Here is an 18,413-nt window from a genome sequence, read left to right on the forward strand (position 1 = left end):
CGGTTTTGTTGCTTTAAATTCATCAAAAAAGTCACGCAAAATCAACCGCACTTTCGCATCGTATTCAAGGAGGCAAGGCAATGAAAGGCTCAATTCCACGCCAGTTTATTGATGATCTGCTCACAAAATCGAATATTGTCGATGTGATTAATGCACGCGTGAAACTCAAAAAAGCGGGACGAGATTATCAAGCTTGTTGCCCGTTTCATCACGAAAAAACACCCTCCTTCACGGTAAGTGAAAAAAAACAATTCTATTATTGCTTCGGTTGTGGCGCGAAAGGCAATGCGATTTCATTTTTAATGGATTATGACAAATTAGAATTTGTTGAAGCCGTTGAAGAACTTGCTGCTTCTGCTGGGCTTGAAGTGCCTTATGAAAAACGCCCAAACCAATTCGGTAATAAACCGGATGTGAGCTATCAGACAAAACGTAATTTATACGATTTGATGCAAGAGATTGCGTCGTTTTATCAAGCTCAACTCCCGTTAAATATTCCTGCTCAAAGCTATCTTCAGCAACGTGGTTTATCGCCAGAAATTATTGCTCGTTTTCAAATTGGTTATGTACCCAATGCGATGGATACGGTGTTACGCCAATTCGGCAAAAATCGGGAAGAACAGAAAAAACTTTTTGATTTAGGTATGCTTTCTCGAAACGACCGTGGCAATGTGTACGATAAATTCCGTAATCGCATCATGTTTCCGATTCGGGATAAACGTGGTCGAACAGTCGCCTTTGGTGGACGTGTTTTAACGGATGAAAAACCCAAGTATTTGAACTCCCCCGAAACCATTACCTATCATAAAGGTAATGAGCTTTATGGTTTATATGAAGCCTTGCAAATCAATGATGAGCCAGAAAAATTACTGGTGGTTGAAGGCTACATGGATGTGGTGGCATTAGCGCAATTTGGTGTGAATTATGCGGTGGCTTCTCTTGGGACATCGACGACCTCGGAGCAAATTCAATTATTGTTCCGTTCAACAGAGCAAGTCATTTGCTGCTACGATGGTGATAGAGCAGGGCGTGATGCCGCTTGGCGTGCGCTTGAAAACGCCTTACCTTATCTGGAAGATGGACGACAAATTAAGTTTATTTTCCTACCAGATGGAGAAGATCCGGATACTTATATTCGTCAATATGGTAAAGAAAAGTTTGAAGAATATATTGATCAAGCTCAGTCTCTCACAGAATTCTTATTTGCGCATTTAAGTCCACAGGTAGATTTTTCGACACAAGAAGGACGAGGCAAATTAGTGGCACTCGCAGCGCCTTTAATTCGTCAAATTCCTGGTGATATGTTGCGTCTATCATTGCGGAATATGTTGGCGCAAAAGCTTGGGATCTTTGATCAATCACAGCTTGAAAGCTTAATACCAAATCAAATAGACAAGGCTGAACCAAAACCTAAAACGCCACAAAAAACCATTAAGAAAACACCAATGCGCGTGGTGATTTCGCTGTTATTACAGAATTCACAATTAGTGAATCGTATTTCGGATATCGGTTTACAAGCCTTAAAGCATGAAGCGGGTTACGAATTGCTCGAAAAATTGACCGCACTTTGCCGTGAACGAGAAGGCATTACAACAGGGCAAATCTTAGAATATTTTCGTGATACAGAATTCAGCAAGCCCCTTGAAATATTAGCCTCTTGGGATCATCTATTAGATGACTTAGAAATCATTAATGCATTCTCTCAAAACTATCGTCGATTGAATATTCAAGCGATTGAGCGTGACATTGAAATGCTGATTGCAAAAGAAAGGGCGGAAGGATTAACTGCTCAAGAGCGAGCAATTTTAGTGAATTTGCTCAAGGGAAAAGAAGAGCAGAAAAAACAGTTAGTTAATCCGTCATAACAATGGTAAAATCTCCTGTTCAAAACAAGGGCTTTTATCTTCCAAAAATAACGCAAAACGGGAATAAAAATGGAACAAAATCAACAATCTACCGCAGAGCAATATTCAGAACAAATTGAACAGCTTATGGAATTGGGTCGTACGCAAGGTTATTTAACCTATGCGGAGATTAATGACTTACTTCCGGAAGATGTGATCGATCCAGAGTATTACGATAAGTTGTTGCAGACTTTACAGCATGATGCGGGTATTCCGGTTCTGGATGAAGCACCGGAAAGTGACGAAATGATGTTGAATGACACGATTCCGGATGAAGATGCAGTGGAAGAAGCAACACAGATTTTGTCAAATGTGGAATCTGAAATTGGCCGTACAACCGATCCTGTGCGTATGTATATGCGTGAAATGGGTACCGTTGATCTTCTTACCCGTGAAGATGAAATCAGCATTGCAAAACGTATTGAGGAAGGGATTGATGAAGTCCAAACTGCAATTGCGGCATACCCAGAAGCGTTAACTGAATTATTAGATAATTATGACCAAGTTGAAGCGGGCAATTACCGTTTAGCTGATTTAATCACAGGCTTTGTGGATCCAAATGTTCCAGAAGAGGAAACCGCAAACATTGATGAAAATTTTGCTGATGAAGATGAAAGTGCCGAATCTGCTGCAGACGTTGATGATGAGAGCGATGAGGAAGATGAAAGCGATAACAGTTCAAGTTCTGATGACAGCGATTCAGATAACAGCATCGATCCTGAAGTAGCGCGTGAAAGATTTGCTGCATTAAGAGAGCAACATACTAAAACATTGGCAACCATTGCAAAACACGGTCGTAGTGGTAAACGTGCAAAAGATCAAATTGCTCAACTCGCCGATATTTTTAAACAATTCCGTTTAGTGCCAAAACAATTTGATGTACTTGTTTTATCAATGAAGAATATGATGAAACGTGTACGTGCAGAAGAGCGTCAACTACAAAAAGTATTAGTTGATATTGCAGGTATGCCAAAAGATGAATTTGAGGCGCTTATTGTTGCGAATGGCAGCAGTGATGCATGGGTAGCAAAAGCATTAAAATCAACGAAAGCTTGGGCAAAACGTTTACCAAAATATGAAGAACGTATCCGTTTATCTTTAGATAACTTAGCTAATATTGAGCAACATACCAATCTTACCATCCAACAAATGCGTGAGATTTGTGATGCGGTATCTCGTGGTGAACAAAAAGCTCGCCGTGCGAAAAAAGAAATGGTTGAAGCTAACTTACGTTTGGTGATTTCTATTGCGAAAAAATATACCAACCGTGGTTTACAATTCTTGGATTTAATTCAAGAAGGGAATATTGGTTTGATGAAAGCGGTAGATAAATTTGAATACCGTCGTGGTTATAAATTCTCAACCTATGCAACCTGGTGGATTCGTCAGGCAATTACGCGTTCTATTGCAGACCAAGCACGTACAATTCGTATTCCGGTTCATATGATTGAAACGATTAACAAATTAAATCGTATTTCTCGTCAAATGTTACAAGAAATGGGACGTGAAGCGACGCCGGAAGAGCTTGCTGAGCGTATGGGAATGCCAGAAGATAAAATTCGTAAAGTGCTTAAAATTGCGAAAGAGCCAATTTCAATGGAAACGCCAATCGGTGATGACGATGATTCACATTTAGGTGACTTCATCGAGGATTCAACTCTTGAATTGCCATTAGATTCTGCAACTGCGCAAAGCTTGAAAGTGGCAACTCATGAAGTGCTAGAAGGATTAACCCCTCGTGAAGCAAAAGTATTACGTATGCGTTTTGGTATTGATATGAATACCGACCACACGCTTGAAGAAGTGGGTAAACAATTTGATGTAACCCGTGAGCGTATTCGTCAGATTGAAGCGAAAGCATTGCGTAAATTACGTCATCCAAGTCGTTCAGAAACCTTAAGAAGTTTCTTAGATGAGTAATTATTTATTCATTCATATAAAAAGAAAAGGCAGAAATATCTGCCTTTTTTATTTGATTAAATTTGGCTATTTACCACCAAATCACATTCCTTTAAAATATGCACCTTTCATCATTTTAAAAAACAAAAAAGGAACTTTATGGAAGAATCTCAAGAACTAGAAAAGCTGCCTAGAGTAGTAACTAGTGTATTAAAAGTGATATTAAGTTTTTCACTTATTGCTTTGGCTTTAGTGTTGATTATTGCTTTAGCTAAAATTACCTATACCTTAGCAATTATGGTGTTCAATACATCAAGCGTAGTGCCTTATGATGTTGCTGAACAAGCCGTGATGTTTTTCTTATATTTCGGTTTTATTGGCCTAATCGTGCAATATTTTAAAAGTGGTTATCACTTTCCTTTGCGTTATTTTATTTACGCGGGGATTACCGCCATGTTGCGTCTGATTATTGTGAATCATGAGAGCTCAGTTGATACTATCTTATTCGCAGGCGCGATTTTAATTATGGTTATTGCACTTTGTTTAGTGTTGTATTCCAATAAAATTAAAATTTAAAAGTGCGGTCATTTTGACCGCGGTTTTGGAATGGATTATTCCGGTACAATCCATTCCACTGTCCAACTTCCCGTACCTTCAGGGACGAGCGCTTGGGCCAAATAAGGCAAAATAGATTTCATTTGCTGTTCTAATTGCCAAGGTGGATTAATCACCACTATTCCACTCGCGGTCATACCACGTTGATCGCTATCAGGGCGAACAGCCAATTCAATTTTCAAAATTTTACGAATTCCCGTTGCTTCTAATCTTTTAAAAATGCGTTTTGTTTGTTGGCGTAGAACCACAGGATACCAAATGGCATAAGTGCCTGTCGCAAAGCGTTTATAACCTTCTTCGATCGCTTTCACCACCAAATCATAATCCTCTTTTAATTCGTAAGGCGGATCAATAAGCACTAAACCGCGGCGTTCTTTTGGCGGAAGTGTCGCTTTGAGTTGTTGGAAACCATTTTCTGATTTTGTGGTGATATTCTTAAACTCTTTAAAGTTATTGCGTAATAATGGAAAATCGCTAGGGTGTAATTCTGTCAGTAATGCACGATCTTGAGGACGTAATAGTTGTGCTGCAATCATTGGAGATCCTGCGTAATAACGTAATTCTTTACCACCATAATTGAGCTTTTTAATGAGATCTACATAACGAGCCACCTCTTCAGGTAAATCTGTTTTTTCCCAGAGTCTGCCAATTCCTTCTTTGTATTCGCCGGTTTTTTCTGATTCGTTAGAACTTAAACGATAACGACCAACACCAGAGTGGGTGTCGAGATAGTAAAAACCTTTTTCTTTTAGAGAAAGGTTTTCCAAAATCAACATTAATACAATGTGCTTCAATACATCAGCATGGTTGCCAGCGTGGAAACTGTGACGATAACTTAACATGGTTTGTCCTTTTGACGTAAAAAAGTGCGGTCAAAATTAACCGCACTTTTAGTATTTAAATCGTTAGAATAATTCTTCTGGTTGCGTTGCTGGAATCGCGTCTTTGGTTTTGCCTGTTCCACCATTTAAGCGTTGTTGCAATTCTGGTGGGACATAATAACCGCGCTCTTGCATTTCTGCAACATAAGTACGTTTAGGCTCGGTACCAACGATAAAGTATTCTTTACGACCACCACCTTCAGAAAGTAAACCCGAGTTACTATCAATAGTTTTTTCCATGATATTTGGTGGAAGTTCAAGTTGACGTTCTGGTATATCAGAAAGTGCAGTTTTCATATAAGCGACCCACGCAGGCATTGCGGTTTTTGCACCCGCTTCACCTTTACCTAATACGCGTTTGTTATCATCGAAACCAACATAGGTTGTGGTGACTAAGTTTGCACCAAAACCTGCATACCAAGCCACTTTCGCACTATTGGTGGTACCGGTTTTACCACCGATGTCACTACGTTTAATACTTTGAGCAATACGCCAGCTGGTACCTTTCCAGCTAAGTCCTTGCTCACCATAAATCGCCGTATTTAATGCGCTACGGATTAAGAAGGCTAATTCGCCACTAATCACACGAGGTGCGTATTCTTGTTTCGCTGCACCGTCTTTCGCATCTGCCATTAAATCAACAGAACCGTCATTTAATGCTGATGTTTGAAGTTCTGGTAAGTCTGGGACATTGTCTGGTTGCTGATCTCCCTCACCTTCATCTGTATCGGTATTGCTATTACCTTTGGCTGATTTTAGCTTATCTGGATTAGCTACTTCTGCCACATCTTTAAAGCCATCAATTTTATCCTTAGTTTCACCATAAATTACAGGAATATCATTACAGGTGATACAAGCAATTTTTGGGTTCGCAATAAATAAATCTTTACCGGTATTGTCTTGAATTTTTTCGATAAGGTAAGGATCAATTAAAAAACCACCGTTATCAAATACCGCGTAAGCGCGCGCCATTTCCAACGGAGTAAAGGATGCCGCACCTAAGGCAAGCGCTTCACTCGCAAAATATTGGTCACGTTTGAATCCAAAACGTTGTAAGAAGTCAGCCGTAAAGCCAACACCTGCGGTTTGTAGTGCACGGATGGCAATCATGTTTTTAGATTGACCTAAACCTACACGTAAACGCATTGGACCGTCATAACGATCAGGTGAGTTTTTCGGTTGCCACAAAGGTTGTCCTGGTTTTTGGATAGAGATAGGACTGTCTTGCAATACGCTTGAAAGGGTTAAACCTTTTTCTAACGCAGCGGCATAGATAAATGGTTTAATCGAAGAACCCACTTGCACTAAAGATTGGGTTGCACGGTTAAATTTACTTTGTTCGTAACTAAAACCTCCCACCATAGCTTCAATTGCACCATTATCCGAGTTTAATGAAACTAATGCAGAGTTAGCTGCAGGAATTTGACCTAAAATCCATTCACCGTTATCACGTTTACGAATCCAAATCTGTTCGCCCACTTTAACGGGTGATTTACCTGCCCAACGCATTGCGTTTGAAGAAAGCGTCATTGTTTCATTATTGGCTAAAAGTAATTCTGCACCATTCTTACTTAATGCGGTTACTGCTGCTGGAATGAACGGTTCTGAATCAGGTAATTTTTTCAAGAAAGCGACAATACGTTCATTATCCCATGGGGCTTCACCTTTTTTCCAAAGTGGTGCACCGCCACGCCAGCCATGACGCATATCATAATCGATCAGGTTATTACGGACGGCTTTTTGTGCTTCCGCTTGATCTTTTGAAAGTACAGTCGTGAAGACTTTATAACCTTTGGTGTAAGCATCTTCTTCACCAAAACGTTTCACCATTTCTTGACGAACCATTTCAGTTACATAGTCTGCACGGAACTCAAATTTAGCACCGTGATAGCTTGCGACGATTGGCTCTTTAATGGCTGCATCATATTCTGCTTTGGTGATTTTATTCTCATCAAGCATTCGGCTTAATACCACATTTCGACGTTCTTCCGCACGTTTTGGCGAATAGAGTGGATTCATGGTAGAAGGCGCTTTTGGCAAGCCAGCAATGATCGCCATTTCAGAAAGCGTTAATTCATCTAAGTTTTTACCAAAGTAGGTTTGTGCGGCAGCTGCGACGCCATAAGAACGATACCCTAAGAAAATTTTATTTAAATAGAGTTCTAAAATTTCTTGTTTACTTAAGGCATTTTCAATTTCAATGGCCAATACCGCTTCGCGAGCTTTACGAATAATGGTTTTTTCTGGCGTTAAGAAGAAGTTACGCGCAAGCTGTTGCGTAATGGTACTTGCCCCTTGAGATGCACCACCATTGTTGACGGCAACAAAAATCGCACGAGCAATACCAACAGGGTCTAAACCGTGATGATCATAAAAACGGCTATCTTCCGTTGCTAAGAAGGCATCTTGCAGACGTTGAGGGACGTTTTCTAATTTCACCGGAATACGGCGTTGTTCACCGACTTCACCGATTAATTTGCCATCAGCCGTATAGATTTGCATCGGTTGTTGCAACTCAACGGTTTTTAGGCTCTCAACCGATGGTAAGGAGGATTTTAAGTGAAAATACAGTACACCACCGGCGACTAACCCCAGTATACATATCGTAAATAGGGTACTTAATATTAATTTTGCGATCCGCATCGTAAAATTCTCTCTGGTTTAATGAATATTCAAAAAATCAAAATTATGATCTTGGCTGCTAAGTATAAAAGATTAATCCCTTAAAGAATAGGAAAGAATATGGGAATTGCTCATAGAAAGCAGCGAAAACAACAAATTGGTGTGAGTAAACAACAAGATAACCTCTATTTTGTTTGGCTAGATGAATTCCACAAAGTTCAATCTATTTGCTTGAATGGACAACAAAAGGACATTTTTTCCCAGTTATTGCCTTATTTACCACAAAAAACTAACCAATGTTGTTTTATCGGCTCCATTTCACCCCATTTAACTTGGTCTAAAACGCTTATTTTACCGCAAACACTCAATGCTCAGGAGTGTGAACAACAATGCCGTTTCATTTTGCAAAAAGAATTACCGATTCCGTTGGATGAATTATGGTTTGATTATCTGACCACGCCATTAAAACAAGGTTTTCGTTTGGATATCACGGCGATTCGAAAAGAAAGTGCCAATGCAGAATTAGCAAAATATTTGCCGCTGAAATTGACCGCACTTGATTTACTGAATCACAGCATTTTGCGTGCATTTTATGCCATTTTAGGTCAAGAGCCGACTAACACCTTATTTTTATATCAAGATCAACAAGGTTGTCTCGCCGTTTGTGAACGCTTACAACAACGACAAGTCTTGCAATCTCAAAGTGATTTATTTGAGCTTTATCAACAATTTATCCAGCGTTTTCCCGAAACGATAGAACAGATTTATGTGTATCAAACGCCCGACATATTGAATTCACACACAATTGAATCACTGCCTAAAAATTGGCAACGCATCGAAACAGATTTACCTTTCATCGCTTTAGGTAATGCACTGTGGCAAACCGATTTAAAGCTAGTAGATTTATCCTCAAAAACACCCGCACTTTTGCCTCTAATTAATCGGGAGAGTGGTGATGTTAAGCCTTAATTTATTGCCTTGGCGCGTAGAACAACATCAAAAGGCTTTTCAGCGCTTTATATGGCAAGGTTTAATTTGGCTAGCTTGCTCAGTTCTGATTGTTTTTGGCTTGAGTTATTTTAATGAACAGCAAGCGCAAACCTTAAATCAGACAAAAGAAAAACTGACACAAATCACCAATCAAGTTCATCAGAAACGCATTCAAGTTCAGCAACTACAAAGTAACTTAAAAGAACTGAATGAGCTGACAGAAATGGAGACGGAATATGTGTATCGAATGCTTAATTTATTAACTGAGTTGCCCTTACAACAAGGTGAGTTAGATGAATTTACGCTCAATGCGAAGCAAGTTGTCCTTTCTGGCATGACGGAAAATCAACAAGAATTTGAAGCAATACATCAATTTCTTAAACGCCATTTTACCGAGGTTAATTTAACCAAGTTTCAACCGGTGCAACAACAGTTATTCTTTCAGTTTGATATTCATTTATCGGAGCCTGTGCAATGAGGAACCTTATCAATGAGCTTATTCAAAGAAGTGCACAAAGTTGGTTTGGGCGATGGCTTCGATTACCTCAAATGGCCCATGCTGCCTTTTGGTTGTGTGCATTAAGTGCGGTTATTTTCTTACCTGTTTTTCGTTATGTTGAAAACAGTAATGAACAGTATCGGCTTGACGCAGAATTGAGTTTACAACAACAAGAGTGGGATAAACAGGAAAGGATTTTACAAACTTTAAGACAAAAGTCAGACAGCCGACAACTTTCTCCAGAATTGGCTAATTCTGTGTTGCCGATCAATCAGCATATTCAGGCGTTGTTAAATGGGCGACTTCGCACGTTAGATTTGCGTTGGGATTTTTCTCAACATACGTTGTTGCACTTATCATTACAAGGCTATTTTGTCGATTTACAACAATTTTTGACCGCACTTTTAAACGATGTTCCTAAACTTTCCTTAACGCAATTAAACATTGAAAAATTAGATGAAGAGGAAAATGCTTCTATTACATGTGAGTTAATTTTCCAATTAAATAAGGACAAATAATGAAAAAGTTCTTCTTAATCTTGATAGCGTTTTTTTCTGTATCGTCATTTTCGCAAGATCCTTTTGATCGTAAACAAAGAGAACAAACCGAATATCCAAAAGAGGGGCTCACCCTACCGCCGGTGTCGACTTGCGTATATTCGGAGCCGAGACTGGCGGAGGAACGCCCATTGGCTCAGCTACATATTGTAGGTGTCTTGCAATACGGTAAACAGGCAGAAGTGTTATTTAATGATGATGGGCATATTTTGTTGGTTCAAGTCGGGCAGAGAATTGGACAGGAAGGCTATTTAATCGAAAAAGTGAGTAAAGACAGCGTGACGCTTCAAGGTTATAAAGCTGGGCAATGTGAACAAACGACCTCAATCATAATGAGATTTTAAAATGGTAAAGCAGAAAATAAAAACAAAGTGCGGTCAGTTTTTAATGTGTTTTTTGATCCTATGGACAACGTACTCAGCGGCAGAAAATCGCGTCTTTTCACTTCGATTAAAACAGGCGCCAATGGTAGCAACTCTCCAGCAGGTTGCTCTTGAGCAAAATGCCAATTTAATGATTGATGATGAGCTAGAAGGAACGCTTTCATTGCAATTAGATAACGTGGATTTTGATCGTTTATTGCGTTCTGTGGCAAAAATCAAAGGGCTCTCTTTTTATCAAGAAAATAATATTTATTATTTGGGTAAGCCTTCTCAACATGAACAATATGCAGAGAAAATGACAGAACCTATGGCAATTAGCGGAGAAGGTTTGCCTAGTGAAACACCACTTGTGAGTACAACGGTTAAACTGCATTTTGCCAAGGCCTCTGATGTGATGAAATCTTTAACAACTGGTAGTGGTTCTTTGCTTTCACCTAGCGGCACGATTGCATTTGATGACCGAAGCAATGTATTACTGATTCAGGATGATGCACGTTCTGTCAAAAATATCAAAAAGTTAATCGCAGAGTTGGATAAACCCATTGAGCAAATCGTGATTGAGGCACGTATTGTGACGATTACTGATGAAAGCCTAAAAGAATTAGGTGTGCGTTGGGGCATTTTTAATCCTACTGAGGCAGCCCATCGAGTGGGTGGCAGTTTAGATGCGAACGGGTTTAGCAATATCAGTAATAATTTAAATGTGAATTTTGCGACAACGGTCACGCCAGCTGGCTCATTAGCTCTTCAAGTAGCTAAAATTAATGGTCGATTATTAGACCTAGAATTGACCGCACTTGAACGTGAAAATAACGTAGAAATTATTGCAAGCCCTCGCTTACTTACTACCAACAAGAAAAGCGCAAGCATCAAACAAGGGACAGAAATTCCTTATGTGGTGACAAATGGGAAAAATGACACTCAATCAGTGGAATTTCGAGAAGCGGTGTTGGGATTAGAAGTGACACCACATATTTCGAAGGATAATAATATTTTATTGGATTTATTAGTGAGTCAAAATTCTCCAGGGAATCGAGTGGCTTATGGGCAAAATGAAGTGGTATCCATTGATAAACAAGAAATTAATACGCAAGTGTTTGCCAAAGATGGCGAAACAATTGTATTAGGTGGTGTATTTCACGATACGATCACGAAAGGTGTCGATAAAGTACCATTATTGGGCGATATTCCAGGTATTAAGCGCTTATTTAGTAAGGAAAGTGAACGTCATCAAAAACGCGAACTCGTCATTTTTGTGACACCTCATATTTTAAAACAAGGTGAAAGAATGGAAATGGCTAAGAAAGAAAAGCATTTTAAGCAAGTTGAAAAAGTGAAAAAATAAAGTGCGGTCAATTTCTTTTATGTTTTCCCATTTTTTTCAGTTTAGCTGTGTGCATTGCAAGCGATCTATTCATCTTGGGCGAAATGGATTGTGCAGTCGATGTCAGAAGCAGATTAAAACTTTCCCTTATTGTGGGCGATGTGGTTCACCCTTGCAGCATTATGCAATGGGCTGTGGACATTGTTTGAAAAATGAACCTGCTTGGGATCGCATTGTGATCATTGGGCATTACCTCGAACCGCTTTCTTCACTTATTCATCGTTTTAAATTCCAAAAACAGTTTTGGTTAGATCGGAGTTTATCGCGTTTACTTTATCTTGCAGTGCGAGAGGCGAGACGAACGCATGGACTATCTCTGCCACAGGCGATTATTCCAGTACCGTTATATCATTTTCGACAGTGGCAACGGGGCTACAACCAAGCTGATTTATTAGCGAATTGGCTGAGCCGTTGGTGTGATGTACCTAACAGTCATCATGTGGTGAAACGGATTAAACATACCCACACTCAGCGAGGTTTAACGGCAAAAGATCGACGACAAAACCTTAGAAATGCTTTTGCAGTGAATACCAAAAAGCCTTTTCCTTATGAACGTGTAGCGTTGGTGGATGATGTGATTACAACCGGCTCAACGTTGGCAGAGATAGCCAAACAACTTCGAAAATTAGGTGTAAAAGAAATTCAAGTATGGGGCTTAGCTCGAGCCTAAAATCTATAAAGATAGGATTTGCCTATATCTATAAAAATAGGAATAAATGTAGAAAAAATTGCCGTATAGGAGTATCATTTCCGATATATTACATCAAGTATTAGGACTTTATTTATGGAACAAATTTTTATTTCAGAGGCTGCACAAGCGCATTTTCGGAAACTTTTAGATACACAAGAAGAAGGCACCAATATTCGTATTTTTGTTGTGAATCCTGGTACGCCAGGAGCAGAATGTGGCGTGTCTTATTGCCCACCAAATTCAGTTGAAGCGACTGATACTGAAATGAAATACGATACGTTCTCTGCATTTGTAGATGAAATCAGTTTACCGTTTTTAGAAGAGGCGGAAATTGATTATGTAACAGAAGAGCTCGGTGCTCAACTGACTTTAAAAGCGCCTAACGCAAAAATGCGTAAAGTCGCGGATGATGCGCCTTTAATTGAGCGCGTAGAGTACGTGATCCAAACACAAATTAACCCACAATTAGCCAGCCATGGCGGTAAAATCACGTTAATTGAAATTACTGATGATGGTTATGCTGTTCTACAATTTGGTGGTGGCTGTAATGGTTGTTCAATGGTGGATGTAACCTTAAAAGATGGTGTAGAGAAACAATTGGTCGCACTTTTCCCAAATGAACTAAAAGGCGCACGAGATGTAACAGAACACCAACGTGGCGAACATTCTTATTATTAAGAATAGAAGATAAAAAAGGGCGAATTATTCGCCCTTTTATTTTTAAGCAGCAGACAATTTCTGTAACAACCGATCCATGGCCCGATATCCTAGCGCTTCAGCTAAATGAGATTGTTGTATTTCTTTTTCGCCATTTAAATCAGCAATCGTGCGTGAGACTTTTAAAATCCGATGATAGGCTCTTACTGAAAGTCCTAGCTTATTGAGTGCATTCTCAAGGAATAATGCATCTTTATCTTGTAATTTACAGTCCCGTTCAATTTCTTTGCTTGAAAGATACGCATTGATTTTACCGGCTCTAGCAAGTTGAATCTCCCTCACTTTTAACACTTTTTCTCGTACTTGTTGGCTTGTCTCACCTCTATCCCCTGTATTCTGTAAGCTACCTTGCGGCAGAAGAGGGACTTCAATAGATAAATCGAAACGATCTAAAAATGGCCCTGAAAGTCGGTTTAGATAACGCATCACTTGCTGCGGTGAGGTACGGTTATGTGTTCCAGTATAATGACCCGTTGGACTTGGATTCATTGCGGCAACGAGTTGAAAGCGAGCGGGGAACTGGATTTTCGCATTGGCACGCGAAATAATAATTTCTCCACTTTCTAATGGCTGGCGAAGCGCATCAAGCACTTTACGCTCAAACTCAGGCAATTCATCAAGAAAAAGTACGCCGTTATGTGCGAGCGATATTTCGCCTGGTTTTGGAATGGTTCCTCCTCCTACTAAGGCAGGTAATGAGGCACTATGATGTGGTGCTCGGAACGGGCGTTGTTTCCAGTTATGAAAATTTAATTCATTTTGTACTAAGCTCGTAACTGAAGCCGTTTCAATCGCTTCTAAATCGGTCATTTCAGGGAGCAATGCAGTGAGACGACTTGCCAACATGGTTTTACCTGTCCCAGGAGGCCCTAAAAAGAGTAGATTATGTTGACCAGCTGCCGCTATTGTCAGTGCTCGTTTAGCGTGTTGCTGACCAATAATATCGGTCAAATCTAAGTGATTTTTAGCTGAAAATCTGACCGCACTTTCTTGTGCGAGTAATGAGGCCAAAGGTAATTTTTCTTGATTGTTTAAGAATTGTACGACTTCCAAAAGGTTTTTAGCGAAATAAGTCTCTTGCTCTGAAACTAGCGAGGCCTCATTGGCATTTTGATAAGCGATAATGGGGGCGCGTTTTGCTTTTTGTGCTGCTAAAATGGCGGGAATCACGCCGTGTACACCACGTAATTCACCTGTTAATGCGAGCTCGCCAACGAATTCAAACTGTTTTAAACGGCTACCGTCGAGTTGATCTGATGCAGCTAAAATACCGATTGCAATAGGTAAATCAAATCGTCCCCCTTCTTTGGGTAAATCGGCTGGTGCAAGGTTGACGGTGATGCGTTTAGCAGGATATTTGAACTGGGCATTCATTAATGCACTTCTGACACGATCTTGCGCTTCTTTTACTGTTTTTTCGGGTAGACCAACTAAGGTAAATCCAGGCTTTCCGTTACTTAAGTGTACCTCAATGGTAACAAGAGGGGCTTGTACCCCCATTGATGCACGGCTATAAACAATGGCAAGAGACATTCAGATTCCTTAAAGTGCGATCAAAAATAATCAGATTTTCGCACTATAAAAAAAGCACAGAATGAAAGCATACATTCTGTGCTTTTTTTGCGATCTTGATCGCAGAAATTGCTTTTTCTTGATAAAAAATTACGAAAAAAGTGGCGCAAACCAACTATCTAATTTGGCAGCCAATTTATCAATGCCAATTTTGTTTTGTGCAGAAAAGGCCTCAACCTGAATATCACCTTGGAAGGGTAAAATCGCTTCGCGTACCATTTTGACCTGTTTGCTACGCGCACTTTGACTGAGTTTATCCGCTTTAGTTAAAAGTAACATAACCGGTAAGTCAGCAGAAACAGCCCATTCAATCATTTGTTGGTCGAGATCTTTTAAAGGGTGGCGAATATCCATTAAAACAACAAGTCCGCCTAAACATTCGCGTTTTTGCAAATATTCCCCAAGGGATTTTTGCCACTCGATTTTCATTTTCTCAGGAACAGCAGCATAACCATAGCCGGGTAAGTCCACCAATTTACAATTCGGCTCTACCTCAAAAAGATTGATGAGCTGTGTACGACCAGGTGTTTTAGACGTTCTGGCTAAGTTTTTTTGATTGGTTAACGCATTAAGTGCGGTTGATTTCCCTGCATTTGAGCGTCCCGCAAAAGCAATTTCAATTCCAGTATCTTCTGGGATGGCATGAATATTTGGGGCGCTCGTAAGAAAATGCGTTTTATGATAATTCAGTTTAATTTCAGACATAATGGTTCCTTTCATCAATTGACCCTAGCATATCACAAATAGAAAAATTGCTGAAATTATGAGAGAATGCGCGCTTTGTGTGATTTAAAGCCTCTTTAATTATATTAATAACTATGGAATCTCAAGAGAATCAATATCGATGGCCAAAAGCGGAAGCCGTTTATCCCGATAGACCTGGGCGTTCTTATACGCTTAAGCGCCTACGTTATCGTCTTCGTGCTTTTTTACACCGTGGATTAATTGCTCAATTTGAGCAATTTATTAACCAGCATCCTTTTCTTGTGACGTTATTAAATGAACATGCAGATTATAGCTATCCGTTAGTTTATCGTTTTTTAGATAAACGTTTTAACAGTAAACAGCGTTTCCAAGCTATCTGCGATAATCTACTTTTTTTACCTAAAAAATTGAGCGCACTTTCAGCACCTATTTATAAAACGTCATTAAGTTTTGGTGAAGTGATTCCTGATTTTGAAATGATATTGTCGATGACCACACACCAACCAATGGAAGGCTATTGGGTATTGGAGTTATGGCATAAACCACGTAATGAATTAGTGTATTTGCTTACTTTTGCCAAACTTGACGAGTCATTGCTTATTTCTGTGGTGCAGGGGCCCAATTTTGAGGGTTCTAAAGAGATGGTGAAGCAACTCACAAAAACTTGTCATGGTTTGCGCCCTGCTTATTTGATGGTGGAAACGATGAAAGCATTGACGAAAGCGTTGGGTTTTAAGACGTTATTGGGCATTCCACAAAAATATCAAAATAAATCGCGTTTTATTCAAAGTTCACATTATGTCGTAGATTATGATGCGATTTTTGCTGAATCAGGTGGACAGTTGGAGGACTATTGGGAATTACCTTTAGAAATAGATAGAAATCTTGATGGTGTACCGAGTAAAAAACGTTCCATGTATCGCAAGCGTTATGCGATGCTAGATGATTTGGCCAAAGTAATCGAAGAAAAGTTAGGATTGTAAAAGTAAAAAGTGCGGTGAATTTTGACCGCACTTTTTGTTTTATAAGACTTTCAAACAAGCCACAAAATGGCTGTTGTTTTGGCTGGTGAAAGGTGGTTTTTGTTTCGCACAATTTTCATCGGCTTTTAGGCAGCGAGTACGGAACACGCAACCAGACGGCGGATCAATTGGCGAAGGCAAATCACCTTCAAGTAATTCGATGGACTTATTGCGTTCCAATTTCGGATCGGGAATCGGAACTGCAGACATTAAGGCTTTGGTATAAGGATGTTTGGTATTGTTATATACCTCCTCATCGCTGCCTAATTCCATGGCATTGCCTAAATACATCACCAATACGCGGTCAGAAATGTGTTTTACCACCGCCAAATCATGAGCGATGAAAATTAAGGAAAGCCCCATTTCTTTTTGCAGGGATTTCAATAAATTTACCACTTGAGCCTGAATCGACACATCTAACGCAGAAACGGGCTCATCACAAATGATCATTTTCGGCTCAATGATTAATGCGCGAGCGATACCGATACGCTGACATTGGCCACCCGAAAACTCATGCGGATAGCGGTTAATCAAGTTGGGTAAAAGCCCGACTTTCAACATCATTGCTTGCACTTTTTCTTTCACTTCAGCGGCGCTTAAGTGAGGTTGGTAGATCTTTAATGGCTCAGCAATGATTTCGCCAATATTCATTCGCGGATTGAGAGAGGCGAGCGGATCTTGGAAAATCATTTGGATATTTTTACGCGTTTCTTTCCATTGTTTGGCTGATTGTTTTCGTAAATTTTTACCAAGCCACAAGATTTCCCCTTCGCTCGCTTCGACTAAACCGATAATAGCGCGTGCAAGCGTGGATTTACCGCAACCGGATTCACCTACTACACCGAGGGTTTCACCTGCGTAAAGTTTAAAAGAGACATCCTTCACCGCTTTTAAGGTTTGCGGTTTGGCGAAGAAAAGGGATTTATCATTTTTAATTTTAAAACTGACGCCTAAGTGATTGACTTCAAGGAGTAATTCTTTGTTGTTTGAGACTGTCATAGGTTAAATTTCTCCGCGGGTAACCAACAATTGCGTAATTGACCATGATTAAATGTAGTCAGTTTTGGCGCAGTTTGGCATTGTTCGGTAGCAAATTGGCAACGAGGTGAGAATGGACAACCTTTTGGCAAATGCAATAAATTCGGTGGATTGCCAGGAATGGTGACCAAGTGTTCTTCATTGCTGTCTAAGCGAGGAATCGCATCCATTAAGCCAATGGAATAAGGATGAGTCGGATGATAGAAAATTTGTTCCGCTGTGCCGTATTCCATGGTTCGCCCTGCATACATCACCATGACTTGATCGCAGATACCCGCTACCACACCTAAATCGTGAGTGATCATAATAATCGCGGTATTAAACTCACGTTTTAACTCATTTAATAAAGTCATGATTTGCGCTTGAACGGTCACATCTAAAGCGGTAGTTGGTTCATCTGCAATGAGTAGTTTTGGACGGCATAATAAGGCCATCGCAATCATCACGCGTTGACGCATACCACCCGAAAATTCATGAGGATACATGCCCATGCGTTTTTTTGCTTCTGGCATTTTAACTGCATCCAACATTTTTACAGATTCGGCAAAGGCGGTTTGTTTATCATAGCCCTTGTGCAACTGCAGGACTTCCATGAGTTGTTCACCGATTTTCATGTAAGGGTTGAGAGAGGTCATCGGGTCTTGGAAAATCATGGAAATTTGTTCGGCACGGATTTTATTCAATTCAGCCTTCGGTAAATTAACCAATTCTTTACCTTCAAAGATTGCGGAACCTTCCACTGTACCATTGGCCGCCAATAAGCCCATTAAAGCAAAGGCCGTTTGTGATTTGCCTGAACCACTTTCACCCACGATGCCGAGCGTGCTTCCAGCATTAAGCGTGAAGTTTAAATCATTCACCGCTGTGACGACACCATCCGGTGTTTTGAAGCGAACGTAGAGATTTTTTACATCTAATAAAGGATTCATGATTC

The 18,413-nt window shown here is 40.0% G+C and carries 16 protein-coding genes and 2 pseudogenes; 11 read left to right on the forward strand and 7 right to left on the reverse strand.

Features of this window, described 5'->3' with window-relative positions; all coding sequences use genetic code 11:
* Positions 1 to 80 precede the first annotated feature (80 nt).
* The 3 genes from dnaG to psiE all read left to right on the forward strand — a co-directional run bounded on the left by dnaG (position 81) and on the right by psiE (position 4,379).
* Positions 81 to 1,865 carry a DNA primase gene (gene dnaG / locus ADA56_RS05010; RefSeq protein WP_049369627.1) on the forward strand — a complete coding sequence of 595 codons (1,785 nt, stop codon included), beginning with the start codon at positions 81 to 83 and terminating at the stop codon, positions 1,863 to 1,865.
* Between the two features lie 69 nt (positions 1,866 to 1,934).
* Positions 1,935 to 3,824, forward strand: a complete 1,890-nt coding sequence (gene rpoD, locus ADA56_RS05015) for an RNA polymerase sigma factor RpoD (protein ID WP_049369629.1) — start codon at positions 1,935 to 1,937, stop codon at positions 3,822 to 3,824.
* A 138-nt stretch (positions 3,825 to 3,962) separates the two neighbouring features.
* Positions 3,963 to 4,379, forward strand: a complete 417-nt coding sequence (gene psiE, locus ADA56_RS05020; protein ID WP_049365746.1) for a phosphate-starvation-inducible protein PsiE — start codon at positions 3,963 to 3,965, stop codon at positions 4,377 to 4,379.
* 35 nt (positions 4,380 to 4,414) lie between these two features.
* Here the strand turns inward: psiE and ADA56_RS05025 are convergent, their stop codons facing one another.
* The 3 genes and pseudogenes from ADA56_RS05025 to ADA56_RS05030 all read right to left on the reverse strand — a co-directional run.
* Positions 4,415 to 5,260, reverse strand: coding sequence for a 23S rRNA (adenine(2030)-N(6))-methyltransferase RlmJ (locus tag ADA56_RS05025; protein WP_049369630.1), 846 nt, complete (start codon positions 5,258 to 5,260; stop codon positions 4,415 to 4,417).
* Between the two features lie 63 nt (positions 5,261 to 5,323).
* Positions 5,324 to 6,016: pseudogene (locus ADA56_RS10000) on the reverse strand (penicillin-binding protein 1A); the annotation flags it as partial.
* A gap of 75 nt (positions 6,017 to 6,091) precedes the next feature.
* Positions 6,092 to 7,942 (reverse strand): annotated as a pseudogene (locus ADA56_RS05030) (penicillin-binding protein 1A); the annotation flags it as partial.
* Positions 7,943 to 8,041: 99 nt separating this feature from the next.
* On the opposite strand from ADA56_RS05030, the gene ADA56_RS05035 reads away from it, so the two are divergent.
* The 7 genes from ADA56_RS05035 (at position 8,042) to nfuA (ending at position 13,103) form a co-directional block, all read left to right on the forward strand.
* Positions 8,042 to 8,890, forward strand: coding sequence for a pilus assembly protein PilM (locus ADA56_RS05035; protein WP_049369634.1), 849 nt, complete (start codon positions 8,042 to 8,044; stop codon positions 8,888 to 8,890).
* On the forward strand, positions 8,877 to 9,389 hold the full coding sequence (locus ADA56_RS05040) for a PilN domain-containing protein (protein ID WP_049369636.1): 513 nt from the start codon (positions 8,877 to 8,879) through the stop codon (positions 9,387 to 9,389). Before ADA56_RS05035 ends, ADA56_RS05040 begins: the two co-directional genes overlap by 14 nt.
* Positions 9,386 to 9,928 carry a hypothetical protein gene (locus tag ADA56_RS05045; protein ID WP_049369637.1) on the forward strand — a complete coding sequence of 181 codons (543 nt, stop codon included), beginning with the start codon at positions 9,386 to 9,388 and terminating at the stop codon, positions 9,926 to 9,928. The genes ADA56_RS05040 and ADA56_RS05045 overlap by 4 nt, the downstream gene beginning before the upstream one ends.
* Positions 9,928 to 10,311, forward strand: a complete 384-nt coding sequence (locus ADA56_RS05050; RefSeq protein WP_049369639.1) for a pilus assembly protein PilP — start codon at positions 9,928 to 9,930, stop codon at positions 10,309 to 10,311. The genes ADA56_RS05045 and ADA56_RS05050 overlap by 1 nt, the downstream gene beginning before the upstream one ends.
* A gap of 1 nt (position 10,312) precedes the next feature.
* Complete coding sequence (locus ADA56_RS05055) at positions 10,313 to 11,695, forward strand: type IV pilus secretin PilQ (RefSeq protein WP_049369641.1); 1,383 nt, start codon at positions 10,313 to 10,315, stop codon at positions 11,693 to 11,695.
* A gap of 19 nt (positions 11,696 to 11,714) precedes the next feature.
* Positions 11,715 to 12,404 carry a ComF family protein gene (locus ADA56_RS05060; RefSeq protein ID WP_049369643.1) on the forward strand — a complete coding sequence of 230 codons (690 nt, stop codon included), beginning with the start codon at positions 11,715 to 11,717 and terminating at the stop codon, positions 12,402 to 12,404.
* Between the two features lie 114 nt (positions 12,405 to 12,518).
* Complete coding sequence (nfuA, locus tag ADA56_RS05065; RefSeq protein WP_049369644.1) at positions 12,519 to 13,103, forward strand: Fe-S biogenesis protein NfuA; 585 nt, start codon at positions 12,519 to 12,521, stop codon at positions 13,101 to 13,103.
* A 42-nt stretch (positions 13,104 to 13,145) separates the two neighbouring features.
* Here nfuA and ADA56_RS05070 read toward each other — a convergent pair whose 3' ends face one another.
* Positions 13,146 to 14,675 (reverse strand): YifB family Mg chelatase-like AAA ATPase, encoded by a 1,530-nt coding sequence (locus tag ADA56_RS05070; RefSeq protein ID WP_049369646.1) that lies wholly within the window; start codon positions 14,673 to 14,675, stop codon positions 13,146 to 13,148.
* A gap of 129 nt (positions 14,676 to 14,804) precedes the next feature.
* A complete protein-coding gene (gene yihA / locus ADA56_RS05075; RefSeq protein ID WP_049369648.1) occupies positions 14,805 to 15,419 on the reverse strand; it encodes a ribosome biogenesis GTP-binding protein YihA/YsxC in 615 nt (204 codons plus the stop codon).
* Between the two features lie 113 nt (positions 15,420 to 15,532).
* Between yihA and ADA56_RS05080 the strand changes: the two genes are divergently transcribed.
* Entirely contained in the window at positions 15,533 to 16,402 is an 870-nt protein-coding gene (locus ADA56_RS05080) for a VirK/YbjX family protein (RefSeq protein ID WP_049369650.1), read from the forward strand.
* Positions 16,403 to 16,441: 39 nt separating this feature from the next.
* Here the strand turns inward: ADA56_RS05080 and oppF are convergent, their stop codons facing one another.
* Both oppF and ADA56_RS05090 read right to left on the reverse strand, forming a co-directional pair.
* On the reverse strand, positions 16,442 to 17,440 hold the full coding sequence (gene oppF / locus ADA56_RS05085; RefSeq protein ID WP_049369652.1) for a murein tripeptide/oligopeptide ABC transporter ATP binding protein OppF: 999 nt from the start codon (positions 17,438 to 17,440) through the stop codon (positions 16,442 to 16,444).
* Positions 17,437 to 18,408: an ABC transporter ATP-binding protein gene (locus tag ADA56_RS05090; RefSeq protein ID WP_049369653.1), complete on the reverse strand. Its 972-nt coding sequence runs from the start codon at positions 18,406 to 18,408 to the stop codon at positions 17,437 to 17,439. The genes oppF and ADA56_RS05090 overlap by 4 nt, the downstream gene beginning before the upstream one ends.
* Positions 18,409 to 18,413: the final 5 nt, after the last annotated feature.

Origin of the sequence: Parahaemophilus parainfluenzae, from assembly GCF_001055095.1 — a bacterium.
In the GTDB taxonomy this organism is placed as follows: domain Bacteria; phylum Pseudomonadota; class Gammaproteobacteria; order Enterobacterales; family Pasteurellaceae; genus Haemophilus_D; species Haemophilus_D parainfluenzae_Z.